General features: G+C 68.2%; 14 protein-coding genes. 10 read left to right on the forward strand and 4 right to left on the reverse strand.

The genetic code is table 11. The features are described from left to right. Nucleotides 1–13 precede the first annotated feature (13 nt). The 3 genes from HD600_RS09030 (at nucleotide 14) to HD600_RS09040 (ending at nucleotide 2,450) form a co-directional block, all read left to right on the forward strand. Nucleotides 14–811, forward strand: coding sequence for an amino acid ABC transporter permease (locus HD600_RS09030; RefSeq protein ID WP_184283111.1), 798 nt, complete (start codon nucleotides 14–16; stop codon nucleotides 809–811). After that, nucleotides 808–1,563, forward strand: coding sequence for an amino acid ABC transporter ATP-binding protein (locus tag HD600_RS09035; protein ID WP_184283113.1), 756 nt, complete (start codon nucleotides 808–810; stop codon nucleotides 1,561–1,563). Before HD600_RS09030 ends, HD600_RS09035 begins: the two co-directional genes overlap by 4 nt. Before the next feature lie 104 nt (nucleotides 1,564–1,667). After that, nucleotides 1,668–2,450 (forward strand): sulfite exporter TauE/SafE family protein, encoded by a 783-nt coding sequence (locus HD600_RS09040; RefSeq protein ID WP_184284801.1) that lies wholly within the window; start codon nucleotides 1,668–1,670, stop codon nucleotides 2,448–2,450. 823 nt (nucleotides 2,451–3,273) lie between these two features. Here HD600_RS09040 and aspS read toward each other — a convergent pair. Then, on the reverse strand, nucleotides 3,274–5,055 hold the full coding sequence (aspS, locus tag HD600_RS09045) for an aspartate--tRNA ligase (protein ID WP_144794872.1): 1,782 nt from the start codon (nucleotides 5,053–5,055) through the stop codon (nucleotides 3,274–3,276). 141 nt (nucleotides 5,056–5,196) lie between these two features. Here aspS and HD600_RS09050 point away from each other — a divergent pair, with 141 nt between their 5' ends. The 6 genes from HD600_RS09050 (at nucleotide 5,197) to ccsB (ending at nucleotide 10,336) form a co-directional block, all read left to right on the forward strand. After that, the gene (locus tag HD600_RS09050) at nucleotides 5,197–5,562 is read left to right on the forward strand and encodes a DUF5684 domain-containing protein (protein WP_338402197.1); all 366 of its coding nucleotides are present in this window, start codon (nucleotides 5,197–5,199) and stop codon (nucleotides 5,560–5,562) included. Further along, nucleotides 5,563–6,186 carry a histidine phosphatase family protein gene (locus HD600_RS09055; RefSeq protein ID WP_144794873.1) on the forward strand — a complete coding sequence of 208 codons (624 nt, stop codon included), beginning with the start codon at nucleotides 5,563–5,565 and terminating at the stop codon, nucleotides 6,184–6,186. Between the two features lie 124 nt (nucleotides 6,187–6,310). Further along, nucleotides 6,311–6,892: a TlpA family protein disulfide reductase gene (locus tag HD600_RS09060; RefSeq protein WP_184283115.1), complete on the forward strand. Its 582-nt coding sequence runs from the start codon at nucleotides 6,311–6,313 to the stop codon at nucleotides 6,890–6,892. Further along, the gene (locus HD600_RS09065; RefSeq protein ID WP_184283117.1) at nucleotides 6,889–7,647 is read left to right on the forward strand and encodes a cytochrome c biogenesis protein CcdA; all 759 of its coding nucleotides are present in this window, start codon (nucleotides 6,889–6,891) and stop codon (nucleotides 7,645–7,647) included. Before HD600_RS09060 ends, HD600_RS09065 begins: the two co-directional genes overlap by 4 nt. Continuing rightward, nucleotides 7,628–9,349, forward strand: coding sequence for a cytochrome c biogenesis protein ResB (gene resB, locus HD600_RS09070; protein ID WP_184283119.1), 1,722 nt, complete (start codon nucleotides 7,628–7,630; stop codon nucleotides 9,347–9,349). The genes HD600_RS09065 and resB overlap by 20 nt, the downstream gene beginning before the upstream one ends. A gap of 9 nt (nucleotides 9,350–9,358) precedes the next feature. After that, the gene (ccsB, locus tag HD600_RS09075) at nucleotides 9,359–10,336 is read left to right on the forward strand and encodes a c-type cytochrome biogenesis protein CcsB (protein ID WP_184283121.1); all 978 of its coding nucleotides are present in this window, start codon (nucleotides 9,359–9,361) and stop codon (nucleotides 10,334–10,336) included. Between the two features lie 21 nt (nucleotides 10,337–10,357). Here the strand turns inward: ccsB and HD600_RS09080 are convergent, their stop codons facing one another. Next, nucleotides 10,358–10,945, reverse strand: a complete 588-nt coding sequence (locus tag HD600_RS09080; RefSeq protein WP_338402199.1) for a 2'-5' RNA ligase family protein — start codon at nucleotides 10,943–10,945, stop codon at nucleotides 10,358–10,360. A 78-nt stretch (nucleotides 10,946–11,023) separates the two neighbouring features. Here HD600_RS09080 and HD600_RS09085 point away from each other — a divergent pair, with 78 nt between their 5' ends. Next, nucleotides 11,024–11,422 (forward strand): SHOCT domain-containing protein, encoded by a 399-nt coding sequence (locus tag HD600_RS09085; protein WP_184283123.1) that lies wholly within the window; start codon nucleotides 11,024–11,026, stop codon nucleotides 11,420–11,422. 93 nt (nucleotides 11,423–11,515) lie between these two features. Here HD600_RS09085 and HD600_RS09090 read toward each other — a convergent pair whose 3' ends face one another. Beyond that, the gene (locus HD600_RS09090) at nucleotides 11,516–13,480 is read right to left on the reverse strand and encodes a YhgE/Pip family protein (RefSeq protein WP_184283125.1); all 1,965 of its coding nucleotides are present in this window, start codon (nucleotides 13,478–13,480) and stop codon (nucleotides 11,516–11,518) included. Further along, nucleotides 13,477–16,233, reverse strand: a complete 2,757-nt coding sequence (locus HD600_RS09095; RefSeq protein WP_184283126.1) for an efflux RND transporter permease subunit — start codon at nucleotides 16,231–16,233, stop codon at nucleotides 13,477–13,479. Before HD600_RS09095 ends, HD600_RS09090 begins: the two co-directional genes overlap by 4 nt. Between the last annotated feature and the right edge of the window lie 94 nt (nucleotides 16,234–16,327).

Genomic DNA, 16,327 nt, shown 5'->3' on the forward strand with positions numbered 1-16,327 from the left:
AAGGACCTTGGCGATGGCGTTGAGGCGCACGCAGAAACAGAAGCTCTACCGCTACACCGTTTACGTGGTGCTGGCCGCCCTGCTCGTGTGGGGACTGGTGACAGCGGATTGGGCGCGGCTCGGGCCGCTGTTCTTCAACCCCGAGGTCGCGCTCAAGATGCTCCCGGGCATCATCACGACCGGCCTGGTGAACACGCTGTGGTTCACCGCGGTGGCGTTCCTCGGCGGTCTCCTGCTGGGGATCGTGCTGGCGCTCATGAAGATGTCGATCATCGCGCCGTTCCGGTGGATCGCGACGGTGTGGATCGAGCTCTTCCGCGGGCTTCCCGCGCTGTTGACGATCTTCGCCATCGCCTACATCCTTCCGATCGCCGTCGGGGTGCGCAATCAGGATCTCGGCGGCCCGGTGGTCCTCGGCCTGGTCGGTCTCATCCTCGTCGCCTCGGCGTACATGGCGGAGACCATCAGGGCGGGCCTCCAGGCCGTGCCGAAGGGGCAGACGGAGGCGTCGCGTTCACTCGGCATGTCCCCGATGAAGACCACCTTCTGGATCGTCATCCCGCAGGGGTTCCGGATCATCATCCCGCCGCTGACCAACGAGTTCGTGCTGCTGCTCAAGGACACGTCGCTGCTGTTCATCGCGGGAAGCTTCATCTGGTCGAAGGAGCTCACCACCTTCGCCCGTGACGCGACCACCCAGAACGGTAACGCGACCCCTCTGATCATGGCGGCCCTGCTCTACCTGGTCGTGACGATTCCCCTCACGCGTTTCAGCGCGTGGCTCGAGCGACGAATGGCGAGGCAGCGATGAGCACCGATCTGATCGACATCCACGCCCCCGCCATCGAGGTGCGCGGGCTGGTCAAGACCTTCGGCGACAACGAGGTGCTCAAGAGCATCGACTTGACCGTCACCGCGGGCGAGGTCGTCTGCGTGATCGGGCCGTCCGGCTCGGGGAAGTCGACGCTCCTGCGCTCGATCAACCTGCTCGAAGCGCCGACCGGCGGAGAGATCCTCGTCGAGGGAATCGACATCACCGATGAGGACACGGACATCGACCGGGTGCGCACCCGCATCGGCATGGTGTTCCAGAGCTTCAACCTCTTCCCGCACCTCAACGTGCTCGACAACCTCACCCTCGCCCAGCGACGGGTGCTGAAGCGTTCGAAGGTGGAGTCCGAGAAGGTCGCGCACGCCATGCTCGATCGCGTCGGCCTGCGCGAGAAGGCTGCGGCGTTCCCCGGTCACCTGTCCGGCGGTCAACAGCAGCGCGTGGCGATCGCCCGCGCGCTGTGCATGAACCCCGACATGATGCTGTTCGACGAGCCCACCTCGGCCCTCGACCCCGAGCTCGTCGGTGAGGTGCTGCAGGTGATGCGGTCCCTTGCGGACGAGGGGATGACGATGCTCGTCGTCACGCACGAGATGGGCTTCGCCCGTGAGGTCGGCAGTCGCCTGATCTTCATGGACGGCGGCGTCATCGTCGAGCAGGGCAACCCTCGCGAGGTCCTCGCCAACCCGCAGCATCCGCGGACGCAGGACTTCCTCTCCCGCGTCCTCTAGCCTTCTCTGCCCCGGGGTGAGCGTCCTCGCCGCCCCGGGGGCAGGGAGATAATGGTGCAGTGGAAATCGGTGAGCTGCTCGGGCTCGAGCAGCTCACATGGGGCATGCTCGTCTTCGTCGTCATCGCCGCCTTCGGGGCCGGCTGGATCGACGCCGTCGTCGGCGGTGGAGGGCTGCTGCAACTGCCGGCGCTGCTGCTGATCCCGGGCATCGCCCCCGTGCAGGCGCTCGCGACCAACAAGCTCGCGTCGGTGTTCGGCACCGCCACCAGCAGCGTCACCTACTACCGTCGAGCGAAGCCCGACATTCGCACGGCGCTGCCGATGGCGGCGATCGCCCTGGCGGGTTCATTCGGCGGAGCCGCCGTGGCCACGGTGCTGCCACCCGCCGCCTTCAAACCGATCATCGTCGTCGCACTTCTCGCCGTGGCGCTGTTCACGGTGTTCAGACCCCAGATGGGGGCGGCCACACGCTTGCGGTTCTCCGGCCGCAGACATCACATCATGGCAGGCGCGGCGGGTCTCGTGATCGGCTTCTACGACGGCATGATCGGTCCTGGTACCGGGACGTTCCTCGTCATCACGCTCGTCGCGCTCATGGGATACGACTTCCTCCAGGCCAGCGCCAAGGCGAAGATCGTCAACCTCGCCACGAACGCCGGTGCGTTGCTGCTGTTCATCCCGCACGGCTCGGTGCTGTGGCTGCTCGGAGGGATCCTCGCCGTCGCGAACGTCGCCGGAAGCTACCTGGGGTCGCGGATGGCCATCTCCCGCGGCACGAAGTTCATCCGCGTGGTGTTCCTCATCGTCGTGGTCGCGCTGATCGGGAAGCTCGGTGTCGACGTGTGGAACGAGAACATCATCCCCGGTCTCGCCCTGCTCCGCTGAGGTCCGCGGGGTCCGGGGGTGCGGGTCGTTGAGCGAGCGGAGCGGCGGAGTCGAAGCCGGGTCTGGTGGGGGTTGGCTTCGACGCGCTTCGCTTGCTCAGCCCGTTTCGTCTTCGGCGGCTACGCCGCCTCCGCTCAACGTCCCGCGGGGTGGAGTGTTGCGGGTCGTTGAGCGAGCGGAGCGAGTCGAAACGGGCTGAGCGCAGTCGCGAAGCGGCGGAGTCGAAGCCTGTTCCGGTGGGGACGCCCGTTTCGTCTTCGACGGCTCCGTCGTCTCCGCTCAACGTCCCGCGGGGTGGAGTGTTGCGGGTCGTTGAGCGAGCGGAGCGAGTCGAAACGGGCTGAGCGCAGTCGCGAAGCGGCGGAGTCGAAGCCTGGTCCAGAGGTTGGTGGCTTCGACGCGCTTCGCTTGCTCAGCCCGTTTCGTCTTCGACGGCTGCGCCGTCTTCGCTCAACGTCCCGCGTGGTGGTGCGGGTCGTTGAGCGAGCGGAGCGAGACGAAACGGGGTGAGCGCAGTCGCGGAGCGACGGAGTCGAAGCCTGTTCCAGAGGTTGGTGGCTTCGACGCGCTTCGCTTGCTCAGCCCGTTTCGTCTTCGGCGGCTGCGCCGCCTCCGCTCAACGTCCCGCGGGGTGACGACTCGGGGGCGTTTCGTCTGCGGCGGCTCCGCCGCCTCCGCTCGACGACCCGCGGGGTGACGACTCGGGCCCGTTTCGTCTGCGGCGGCTCCGCCGCCTTCGCTCAACGACCCGAAGAGAAAGCGACGGTGACGCAAAGAGGGCCCCGGCCGATGCGGCACGGGGTCCTCTCTGATCAGACCTGGATCAGGACTCGTCGTCCTCGGGAACGAAGTCGACGCCGGCCTCGGCGCGCTGCTCGGGCGTGATCGGCGCGGGTGCGGAGGTCAGCGGGTCGAACCCGTTGCCCGTCTTCGGGAACGCGATGACCTCGCGGATCGACTCCGTCTTGGTGAGGTGCTGCATCACCCGGTCCATGCCGAGGGCGATCCCGCCGTGCGGGGGAGCGCCGAACTTGAACGCGTCGAGGAGGAAGCCGAACTGCTCGTTCGCGACCTCGTCGCTGATGCCCATGACCTCGAACACGCGCTTCTGAACGTCCTCGCGGTGGATACGGATCGACCCGCCGCCGAGCTCGGAGCCGTTGCAGACGATGTCGTACGCGTAGGCCAGTGCCGAACCGGGGTCCGTGTCGAACGTGTCGGCGAACTCGGGCTTCGGCCCCGTGAAGGCGTGGTGGACGGCCGTCCACGCGCCAGCGCCGACGGCGACGTCACCGGATGCGACGGCATCCGCTGCCGGCTCGAACATCGGAGCGTCGACGACCCAGGTGAACGCGAACGTGTCGGGGTCGAGCAGTCCGAGACGGCGACCGATCTCGACGCGCGCGGCGCCGAGCAGTGCACGGGAGTCCTTCGCCGAACCTGCGGCGAAGAACACGCAGTCACCGGGCTCCGCGCCCGTGAGGGCGGCGAGCCCGGCCTGCTCCTTCTCGGACAGGTTCTTCGCCACGGGGCCGCCGAGCGAGCCATCCTCGTTGAACAGCACGTAGGCGAGGCCGCGGGCTCCGCGCTGCTTGGCCCAGTCCTGCCAGGCGTCCAGCTGCTTGCGGGGCTGTGACGCACCGCCGGGCATGCGGACCGCGCCGACGTACTCCGCCTGGAAGACGCGGAACGTCGTCTCGGAGAAGTAGTCGGTCGCCTCGACGAGCTCGAGACCGAAGCGTAGGTCCGGCTTGTCCGAGCCGTACTTCGCCATCGCGTCGGCGTAGGTGATGCGCGGGATCGGGGTCTGCACCGTGACGTCGATGGTGGCCCACATCGCGACGATGAGGGACTCCATCATCTCGATGACGTCCTCCTGGTCGACGAAGCTCATCTCGATGTCGAGCTGCGTGAACTCCGGCTGGCGGTCGGCGCGGAAGTCCTCATCGCGGTAGCAGCGGGCGATCTGGTAGTACTTCTCGACGCCACCGACCATGAGTAGCTGCTTGAACAGCTGCGGGCTCTGCGGCAGGGCGTACCAGCTGCCGGGGTGCAGGCGCGCAGGCACGACGAAGTCGCGGGCGCCCTCCGGCGTGGAGCGGGTGAGGGTCGGGGTCTCGACCTCGACGAACTCCCGAGCGTCGAGCTCGTCGCGGATCGCCTTGTACACCTTCGAGCGGAGGCGAAGAGCGGATGCCGCGGACGGGCGGCGCATGTCGAGATAGCGATACGCGAAACGCACGTCCTCGCCGACGCTCTCACTCTCGCCGAGGCCGGTGGAGACCTGGAACGGCAGCGGGGCGGACTCGTTGAGCACCTCCACCTCGGTCGCGATGACCTCGATGTCGCCGGTGGGCAGGTTCGGGTTCGCGTTGCCCTCAGGGCGCTGCGACACCTCGCCGGTGACCTTCAGGACGAACTCGCTGCGCAGCGGATGCGCCACCTCTTCGTCGCGGATGACCACCTGCGCGATGCCCGAGGCATCGCGCAGATCGATGAAAGCGACTCCTCCGTGGTCACGACGACGATCGACCCACCCCGTGAGGGTGACGGTCTGACCGATGTTCTCGGCTCGCAGGGAGCCGGTCGTGTGAGTGCGAAGCACGGAGATTCCTCCAGTTCAGAAAAGGGAACCCGCTCATTCTACGGGGGGATCCCCCCGCGTCCCACGGCGGGGTCCGCCTGATCGATAGACTCTGGCCACACGGACCGCGAAGGGCGGTCGGGGGAGCAAGGGGAGAACGCCGTGGACTGGAATCTGATCAGCGAGCAGATGGTCTCGACGAACACGATGTGGGTGAGCATCATCTTCTACGTGATCTACGCGATCACGATGTGGAAGGTCTTCGTGAAGGCGGGCTACCCCGGCATCCTCGCTCTGATCCCGATCGTCAACTGGGTCTTCCTCGTCAAGATCGCTGGGATGTCCGGCTGGTTCGCGCTGCTGTACCTGATCCCGTTCGTGAACGTCATCTTCGCGATCGTCGTGGCCATCAAGGAGGGCAGGAACTTCGGAAAGGGCGGGGTGTTCTCGTTCTTCCTGCTCTGGTTGTTCCCGTTCATCGGCCACCTCATCATCGGCTTCGGATCGGCCACCTACCGGAAGGTCTGAATGCCCGCCGAACGTCTGCATCTGGTCCGCCACGGTGAAGTGCACAACCCTCGCCGGGTCCTGTACGGGCGACTGCCGCACTATCAGCTGAGCGAGGACGGCCGGCGGATGGCACGCGCGGCCGCCGAGTACATCGAGGGTCTCGGGCGGCCAGTCGCATCCTTGCACTGCTCTCCTCTGCAGAGGACGCAGGAGTCGGCTGAGCCCTTCACCGAGATCTTCGGGCTGGAGCCCGTACTCGACGAACGGGTCATCGAACCGACGAACGTGTTCGAGGGGACGCGGATGAGCCGGTCTCTTCGGGACCCCCGCAACTGGTGGCATCTGCGTAACCCCTCGACGCCGAGCTGGGGGGAACCGTATCTGCTGATCGCCGACCGGATGGAGGAGGCGATGAACAGTGCGTGGAACGAGGCGCCGTCCGGAGACGCCGTGATCGTCTCGCACCAGGCACCGATCTGGATCACCCATCTGCACGTCGCCGGTCTGCGGCTGCGTCATGACCCGCGCACCCGTCGGTGCGCGCTGTCCAGCGTCACCTCATTCGAGCGCGTCGGCGACGTATGGCGGGAGGTCGGATACGCCGAGCCCGCCGGCGCCGGGATCGACCTCGGCGCGGTCTGACCGCCGCCGCTCATCTTCCAGATCACCCATAGAAAGCCCTGCGTAGACTGGGAATGTGCCTTTCGCCTCGACGATTCGACCGATTCGCGACGGCCGCTCCTCCCGCCATCCTCGCTCCAGAAGGATGCTCGGAGCCGCGCTCGCCGCGGTGCTCGCCGTCTCCCTGAGCGCCTGCGGATCAGATCCCGTCGCCCAGCAGTACCTGGACGGCGACGGCAAGGGCTACATCTCGGCGGACGGTGCGGTCGAGGAGATCCCCGTCGAAGAGCGGGGTGAACCCGTCATCTTCAGCGGCATGACCGAGCACGGCGAAGAGTTCGACAGCGCCGACATCGCCGGCGACGTGACGGTCGTGAACTTCTGGTACGCCGGGTGCGCGCCGTGTCGGGTCGAGGCCGGCGACCTCGAGAAGGTCTGGCAGGAGTACAACGATGACGACGTGTCGTTCGTCGGCATCAACATCTACGACCAGCCGGACACGGCCCTGTCGTTCGCGAAGAGCTACGGCGTGACCTACCCGAGCATCATCGACGTCGACAGCGGTGCGGCCAAGCTCGCTTTCGCCAACGCCACCCCGATCCAGGCGACGCCGACGACCCTCGTCCTCGACAAGCAGGGGCGCGTCGCGGCTCGGATCATCGGCCAGCTCGACGGACCCAGCATCCTCTCGACGCTCGTCAAGGACGCGCTCGCGGAGAGCGCGTGAACACCAACGAGCTGATCGGTTCCGGCGCACTCTGGCTCGCGATCCCCGTCGCGATGCTCGCCGGTCTCATCTCCTTCCTCTCCCCGTGCGTGCTCCCGCTCGTGCCCGGTTACCTCGGGTTCATCGGTGGTGCGGTCGCCCCTCGCGGCGCATCCTCTGCCGCTGCCGGCTCGCCGGCGCGCGGCCGCCTCGCGCTCGGGGTGCTGCTGTTCATCCTCGGCTTCAGCATCGTCTTCATCGCGTTCACCGTGATCGGTGGCACCGCGTCGGTGTTCTTCCTGCAGTGGGGTGAGGTGATCACACGCATCCTCGGTGTCGTGATCATCGCGATGGGCCTCGTCTTCCTCGGGCTGTTCGGCTTCGCGCAGCGCGAGTGGCGCATGCACCTGAATTCCAAGACCGGGCTCATCGGCGCTCCGCTTCTCGGCTTCGCCCTCGGCATCGGCTGGGCGCCGTGCATCGGCCCGACCCTCGCGGCGATCACCGCGGTCTCCTGGACGCTCGGCGATCCGTGGCGTGCGGGCCTGCTCGGCCTGGCGTACAGCCTCGGCCTCGGCATCCCGTTCCTGCTCGTCGCTCTCGGCTTCGGATGGGCGACCAAGGCGATCGGGTTCCTCCGTCGCCACATCCGCGTGGTGAACATCATCGGCGGCGCGCTGCTCATCGCGCTCGGCGTCCTGATGGTCACCGGCCTGTGGACCGACATCATGTCCAGACTGACGGCGGTGATGGGCAGTGTCATCCTCCCGCTCTGATTCCCACGAGAAGGATGCCGTGACGTCTTCCGATCCGCTCCGCCCGTCCGACCACATCGACGGCGACGACTCCGCGATCACTCAGCCCCGCCTCGGCTTCGTCGGCTGGCTGCGCTGGGGATGGCGCCAGCTGACGTCGATGCGCACCGCGATCATCCTGCTGCTGGTGCTGGCGATCGCCGCGATCCCCGGCTCGATCTTCCCGCAGCGGATGGCCGACCCCAACGGCGTGACGGCCTGGCAGACCGACAACCCTGACCTGTTCCCCGTGCTCGACGCGATGAGCATGTTCGACGTCTACCTCTCGCCGTGGTTCTCCGCGATTTACCTGCTGCTGTTCGTCTCCCTCGTCGGCTGCGTCATCCCGCGCATCAAGCACCACATCAAGGCCCTGCAGGCACGGCCTCCTCGGACGCCCGCACGACTGCGCCGCCTCAGCGATCATCGTGAGGTCGTCCGCCCCCTCGCCGACGGCGCGCAGGATGCCGACGCCGAGGCCTCGCGGGCGATCGAGGTCGCGCAGAAGCAGCTCAAGGCGCTCGGCTACCGGGTCGAGCGGTACGACTCCGGCGCAACCTTCTCGGTGTCGGCGGAGCGCGGCTATTGGCGCGAGACCGGAAACCTCCTGTTCCACCTGGCATTGGTCGGCGTGCTCATCGTCGTCGGCGTCGGCGGGAGCTTCGCGTACACGGGTCAGCGCGTCGTCGTCGAAGGTCAGACGTTCGTCAACACGCTGCTCGACTACGAGTCCATGAACCGCGGGCGCTTCGTCGGAGACGACGCGCTCTCGCCCTACTCGATGACCCTGGACTCCTTCGACGTCACCTACCAGGAGTACGGGTCGGCGGCATCCGGTCAGGCCGGTGACTTCTCGGCCAACGTGACCGTGCGTGAGAACGGGGAGACCCGCGAGGACGCCGTGCGGGTCAACCACCCGCTCGACATCGCGGGCGACAAGATCTACCTGCTCGGCAACGGCTATGCGCCGACGATCACGGTGCGCAACGCCGACGGCGATGTGGTCTACAGCAACTCGGTGCCGTTCCTGCCGCAGGACACCGCGCTCACCTCGCTCGGGGTGATCAAGGTCACCGATGGCATGCCGCAGCAGCTCGGCATGGCGGCGTTCTTCTATCCCAGCGCCGTCGCCCTCGAGAACGGCGCGTACGCCTCAGCGCACGGCGACCTGCTCGCACCCCTGCTCACCCTCCGCGTCTACGAGGGCGACCTCGGCATCGACGACGGGACTCCGCGCTCGGTGTACGTGCTCGACACCGACGAGCTCACCCCCATCGCCGGCGACGGCAGCGGCGTTGACTCGATCGAGCTGCAGCCGGGCCAGACGGCCGAGCTCCCCGGTGACCGTGGCACCGTCACCTTCGAGGACGAGTCGCCTGCAGGCGCGACCGACTTCACCGAGTCGGTCAAGCGGTTCGCGTCCCTGCAGGTGCATCACGACGCCTCGGCCGTCTGGGTGCTCGTGTTCGCCGTGCTCGTGCTCGTCGGACTCATGCTCGCCCTGTTCGTGCCGCGTCGACGCATGTGGGTGAAGGCGTCCACCGTGGACGGCGAACTGCACCTCGAGTACGCGGGCCTCGCCCGCGGCGAGGATCCGACCCTCGGCGCTGCCGTCGACGACCTCGTCGCAGGTCACGCCCGACTGCTCGATGCCACCCCCTCATCCGCAACCCCTCGAAAGTAGACTGGCACCATGTCCGACCTCGATTCCCTGTCGATCCTCCTCATCTGGACGGCGATCGCGATCTATGCGGCGGCTTTCGTGGCGTACGCGTTCGATCTGGCGCGTCGTTCCGAGGTGAATGCGGACGCACGTCTCGTCCGCTCCCGCGAGGCTGCGTTGGTCGGAGCAGGGGCGGGCAGCACCTCCGGCGCCGTCGAGGCATCCGAGCCGCCGGCGAAGCCGCGATACGTGATGGCGCGCATCGGCACGGCGCTGACCGGTCTCGGATTCGTCTTCCAGCTGGCCGCGACGATCCTGCGCGGCATCGCCGCCGAGCGCGTGCCGTGGGCGAACCTCTACGAGTTCGCCATGATGGGCACGCTCCTCATCGTCCTCGTGTACCTCCTCGTGCTCACCCGCATCGACCTGCGCTTCCTCGGAACCTTCATCACCGGGCTCGTCGTCGTGCTCATGGGCGCCGCAGCGGTGAGCTTCTACGTCGGTGTTGTGCCGCTGATGGACCCGCTCAAGAGCGTCTGGCTCGTCATCCACGTGTTCGTCGCGACCGTCGCGACCGCATTCTTCGCGCTGGCCTGCGGGCTCTCGGTGCTGCAGCTGATGCAGTCGCATCGCGCTCGCCGCATCGAGGAGGGTGCGGAGAAGACTGGTCCGCGCTTCCTCGCGACCCTTCCCGACGCCGACAAGCTCGAGGGCACGGCGTTCCGCTTCGCGATCGTCGGCTTCATCCTCTGGACCTTCACGCTTATCGCGGGTTCCATCTGGGCGCAGGACGCGTGGGGCCGCTACTGGGGCTTCGACGTCAAGGAGACCTGGACCTTCATCATCTGGGTGCTCTACGCCGGCTACATCCACGCCCGCGCCACCCGTGGGTGGCGAGGCAACCCGTCGGCGTGGCTGTCGATCATCGGGTTCTCCGCCGTGCTGTTCAACTTCACGATCGTGAACGTGTTCTTCAAGGGGCTCCACGCGTACAGCGGTCTGAGCTGATCGGTCACGAGGCGATCGCGCTCACCCGAGCGGGATGACCTCGACGTTCTCCTGTCCGTCCTCGTACCAGACGAACTCCGCCTCGGTGGCGGTGCAGTGGGGGCGGTCGGCGAGTTCGCGACGTGCGGCACTGTCGAGTTCGGCCCATGTGGCGGCGTCGAGCGTCTTCCCATAGACGAGCGACAGATGGAACACCCAGTCGTCGAGCGCGAGCTCGTCCAGACGCCGGAGACCGGAGCAGTCGAGCGCAGAGGTGAGCGTCGCGTACGCCGCCACGAGTGACGGCGTACGCGCCAGACGCAGGATGACGATCTGCCACGGTGCCGGGAAGGCATCGACGGCATCGGCGACGATGTCGATCGGATGCTGTCGTGCGGCCCACCCGCGTACAAGGTCGGTGACCTCTTCTCGCCGCCGAGGCTCGGAGAACGCCCGCAGGGTGATGTGTTCGGTGTGCGGATGCGTCACGCCGTCCGGAGCGACGCCCAGCAGCTCGGCCTGCATCGCACGATACGACGCCGAGACCGGGCCGGCCGGCCGGAGCAGCAGGTACTGCTGCCCCTCGACCGAGGCGAGCTGAGACGGATCGGTCAGGAACGGACGGCGCACGTGCCGACCGTCGCCGATCGATATGCTGTGGGAAAGTGCGAGGCGACCCGACCGTCGCACCTGAAAACTGGGAGAAACATGTCCTACTGGACTGCTATCTGGGACGTCATCTGGTGGTTCCTGACGATCTTCATCTTCGTCGCCTATCTGATCGCGCTCTTCTCGATCATCGCGGACCTGTTCCGCGACCACAAGCTCAGCGGCTGGGCCAAGGCGCTGTGGTTCGTCTTCCTCATCTTCCTGCCCTTCCTCACCGCGATCGTGTACCTCATCGCCCGCGGAGGCGGCATGGCTGAGCGCGCCAACAAGCAGGCTGTGGCAGCGCAGGCGGCCACCGAGGACTACATCCGCTCGGTCTCCGGATCGGCACAGGGACCCGCCGCCGAGATCGCGCACGCCAAGCAGTTGCTGGATGCGGGAGCGATCACGTCGGAGGAGTTCGACAAGCTCAAGCAGGCCGCACTGAACAGGGCCTGATCGCGTCGCGGCCGCCATGGCCGCAGAAGATCCCGGCATCCGAGAACGGAGCCGGGATCTTCTGCGTTTCGAGGGCGGCGGCCGCCCCGCAGGTCACGCCGTGGCGAGCACCGCCTTGGGCGAGGTCGTGCGTCGCAGCGCGACGGCCACGGTCGTCACGATCAGGGACAGCACCCCCCACACGACGAGCGCGGCGACGGCGCCGCCGTTCGCGGCGATGAGCCCGGTGAACGCCGGAGCGGTCGGCAGCGACGAACCGATGGATGCGAGCCAGCCGGGCACGGTCGAGATGAGCCCCGTCGCGACGGCGACGACACCGACGAGCGCGCTGATCCAGCGGCCGACGCCGCCGAACACGGCGACCAGCGCCTGGTTCACCGCGGCGAAGGCGATGCCGGCGACCACGGCGGTCCCCGCGAACGCCCACCAGGTGGCCGCGTCGTAGGACGCCGCGATCTGCACGATCAGGGAGACGAGCACGCCCTGGCCCGCACCGATCGCCGCCGCGGGCCAGAACGCCCGCAGTGCAAGCCCCGCCGACGAGCGGCGCGAGGTGAGGGTACGCGCGGTGTGCGCCCGCATCACGAGGAACGAGGCGAGCCCGCCGAACCACAGCACCACCGCGGCCAGCAGCGGGATCGCCGTCGGGCCGAAGATCGAGCTCGTCTCGGCGTTCGAGGTCACCGGGTCCGCGATCACGGATGCGAGCGAGGTCGACTCCTGGTCGCTGAACGAGGGGAGCTGCTCGGATGCCGTGCGCAGCCCGCCGGCGAGGTCGCCGGTTCCGGTGGCCAGGGTGTCGAGCCCCGTCGCGAGCTCGCCTGCTCCGTCCGCGAGTGCGGTGGCACCCTCGCTGAGGGATCCGGCACCGGAGCTCAGCGCCGATGCGCCCTCCGCGGACTGGTCGACGCCGTCCGCGAGCTGGGCGAGACCACCGGCGAGCGTGGTCGCGCCACTGCCCGCTTCACGCAGCTGCCCGGCGATGGTCCGCGTCGCCTCCGTGTTGAGCGCGCCGAGACCGGTGGCCGTGCCGGCCGCGGCCTGAGAGGCACCGCTGGCTGCAGCCTGCAACTGTGGCATCCCCGCTGCCATCTCGGCGAGCCCGATGCACACCGGATCGGTGTCCTCGCGGCCGACGCACGCGGCCAGCAGTGCGTTCATGCCGCCGGCGAGGTCGTCGATGCCGCCCTGGAGCCCGGCGGTCGCCTGCTGGGCGCCGTTCGCCGCGGTGAAGAGCTGATCGGGCACGAGACCCGACGCCTCGAGCGCGGCAGCGCCGCTGGTGAGTCCGTATCCCAGCGCGTCCGCACCGTCCGCGGCGTCCCACGTTCCCGAGGCGATTGTTCCGAGCCCGGAGGCGAGGTCGGACGCGCCGGAGCCGAGCTGTGCGGCGCCGTCCGCGAGCTGGGACGCGCCGTCAGGGATCTCGGCGGCGCCGTCGGCGGCGGAGCGGGCACCGCGCGCCAGCTCGGATGCGCCGGAGGCGGCTTCGCCGATCTGATCGCCGATGGTCGTGAACCCGACGAGGATGTTCTCCGTCGTGGCCTCGCTCAGCATGGTGCCGAGGCTGTTCGCGGCGACAGCCGCGATCTGGGAGGTGATGAGGTCGTCGGCGATGAGCCCGTCGTCGGGGGTCGTCACCTCGATCGTCGCCTTCTGTGGTGTGCCGCTGCCGTCGGCGATCGTCTGCCCGGCCGATGTCGCGGCCGCCGAGAACTCCTCGGGGATCGTGATGACCGCCTGGTACGTGCCGTCAGCGAGTCCGTCAGCGGCATCCGACTCGTTCGAGATGACCCAGGTGAGGTTGGAGTCCAGCTCGTCCGAGCCCTCCACGAGACCGGCGGCGAGCTGACGCCCGAGCGGGGTGTACTGGTCGTCGATCGTCACGGGCTCGTCGAGGTTGACGATCGCCGCGGTCATCGTCTCGAGTCGTTCAGTCGGGTTCTGCAGCGCCGAGACGAGGATGCCGCCGATGATCGCCGGCAGCAGCAGCACGCCGATGATCGTCAGGACGGTGACGGGCTTGCGGGAGCGTGCCCGCTCGATGGGGAGGTTCATGCGTTCACCTCGAGGTCGTTTCGTGCCGACGTCTGCGCGACGTCGATGATGTCGGCGGCCGGCCATGCGGCCTCCGCCAGGATGATGCGTGCGGTGTCCGGATCGGATGCCGTGGCGAACACGGCGAGCGGGCGGGATGCTGCGGCGCGCTGCAGCATCGTCGTCGCCTGGTCCCGCTGGCCTCCGGTGAACCGATCGATGCCGTCGATGACGACGAGGCTCGAGCGTCCGCGTAGGGCCTCACGGAGGTCGACGAGGGCGGCATCGGTGTCGTCCACCGGTACGTAGCCCACGTGACCGCGGACCCAGGCGGCGCGACCGGGCAGGAGGTGCCCGACCACTCGCAGCCGTCCGCCGTCCGCGGTGAGCCGACCGGTGACCGCAAGGGCGATCATGCGTCGCACGCGGCTGTCGCCTCCGGTGGCGATGAGCGCACCGCCAGGAGCGACACGCAGCGACACGCCGCCCACGATCGGCGCATCCGCGCTGAGGACGAGGTCGTCCGCCGCGACGATCGAGTCGTCTCCCGGCCACGCGGCGAGGTGCCGTTCGCGCTCCACGGCCTCGCCCTCGATATCGACGGAGGGGAGGATCCGCTCCAGCCATGCGGGGATCCGCCAGGCGCGCTCGCCGAGGATCGCCATGAGCGCGGGGATCAGCGTCATGCGGACGAGGAAGGCGTCGATCGCGATACCGGCGGCGAGGCCGAGCGCGATGGGCTTGAGCGACGAGTCGCCCTCCGGGACGAACGCGACGAACACCGCGAACATGATCAGCCCGGCCGCGGTGACGACCTTCGCCGACCCGGTGAAGCCGCTGCGCACGGCGCGCAGTGCTGCCGCACGCCGTCGGCTGGGCTCCGGCGACTTCGCGTCGGCGTCGTGCACGAAGTCCTCGCGCATCCGGGAGACGAGGAAGACCTGATAGTCCATGGCGAGCCCGAACAGCACGCCCATGAGGATGATCGGCATGAAGCTGATGATCGGGCCGACCTTCGCGACGTGCAGGACGTCGGCGAGCCAGCCCCATTCGAAGACGGCGGCGACGACACCGAACGCGGCGACGATCGAGAGCAGGTACCCCAGGGCCGCGGTGATCGGCACCCAGAGGGAGCGGAACACGATCGTCAGCAGGATCAGTGACAGACCGATGACGAAGATGCCGAACGGGAGGAGCGCGCCGCCGAGCTGGTCGGAGATGTCGATCGCGACGGCCGTGAATCCGGTGACCTTGACGTCGATGCCGAACTCGTCGAGCCATTCGTCATGGTGCGAGCGCAGTTCCCTGACGAGGTCGCTGGTGGCGGGGTCGTCGGGCGCGGTCTCCGGGATCACCTGCACGATGCCGGTGTCGGCGGTCTCGTTGGGGACGGCGAGGGCGACCTCCTTCACGCCGTCGACGGCGGCCACGGCATCCCCGAGGTCCTCCATGAGGGTGAGCGGGTCGGTCGATGTGACGATGGTGCCGGTGAGCACGAGAGGTCCGTTGAAGCCGGGGCCGAACTCCTCGGCCGTGAGGTCGTAGCCCTGGCGGGCCTCGTCTTCGGGGGCGAGCACGCCGGCGTTCGGGAGCGCGAGGTCGAGGCTGAGCGCCGGCACGGCCACGATCCCGAGTCCGAGCAGGACGGCGACCGAGGTGATGACGGGGTGCTTGGTCACACCGCCCACCCAGCGCTCGCTGAACCCGCGGTGGGGGCGATCGCCCTTCTTGGGTGCCTTCTGCTTCTTCGGACGCCCGACGATGCGCCCCTTCACGAAACCGAGAACGGCGGGGGTGAGGGTGACGGCGATGGCCACGGCCACCGCCACGGCGACGGACGCGGCGATGCCCATGGTCGTCAGGAACGGGATGCCGGCGAAGCCGAGGCCGATCAGGGCGATGAGCACCGTGATGCCGGCGAAGACCACGGCCGATCCGGCCGTGCCGACGGCCCGTGCGGCCGATTCCTCCGGATCGACGCCGGCGCGCACCTGATCCTGGTGCCTTGCCATGATGAACAGCGCATAGTCGATGCCGACGGCGAGGCCGAGCATGAGCGCGAGCAACGGGGTCGTCGAGGACACCGATGCGAAGGCCGTCGCGGCGAAGATGCCGGCCATCGAGATGCCGACGCCGAGGACGGCCGTGAGGAGCGGGAGCCCGGCCACGACGAACGACCGGAAGGTGACGACGAGGACGAGCAGGGCGATGACGAGTCCCACGGCCTCGGTGATCGAGACGCCGGGGATGGAGATGGCGAACAGATCGCCCCCGAGCTTCAGGTCGGTGCCGTCGGGCAGCTCACCGCGCAGGACGTCGACCATTCCTCTCAGCTCGTCCTTGGTCTCATCCGAGATGTCGGTGGACTGGCCGTCGAACTGCAGCTGCACGATGGCTGCCGTGCCCTCGTCATTGACCATGCCCTCGACCATCTCGTCGTAGGGGGAGGTGGCGGCGAGCACGTCGTCGAGGTCGGCGAGGTCGTCCACGGCATCCTCGATCGGTCCGCGGTAGTCCTCGTCGGTGATCTTGTCGCCCTCGGCGGCCACGACGATGAACTGGGCGTTCGTCCCGCTCACCTGCGGGAACGAGCGCGAGAGCTGCTCGATGCCCTCCTGGGCCTCGGTGCCGGGAATGGTGAACGAGTTGTCCGTGCCCTTCTGCAGCACGAGAGCGCCGCCGCCGGCGACGGCGAGGATGAGCAGCCAGGCAGCGAGAACGCGCCACGGGTGACGGAACGACCAACGCCCGAGGGACGACAGGAGTGTGGACACAGGATCCTCCGAGGAAGCCGGATGGGAGAATGGATACAGAGATGTATCCGATACACCCATGTATCGTACGTCGAGATGTCGGTGCGAAACTGTG

This window comes from Microbacterium ginsengiterrae (assembly GCF_014205075.1).
Classification (GTDB): Bacteria; Actinomycetota; Actinomycetes; order Actinomycetales; family Microbacteriaceae; genus Microbacterium; species Microbacterium ginsengiterrae.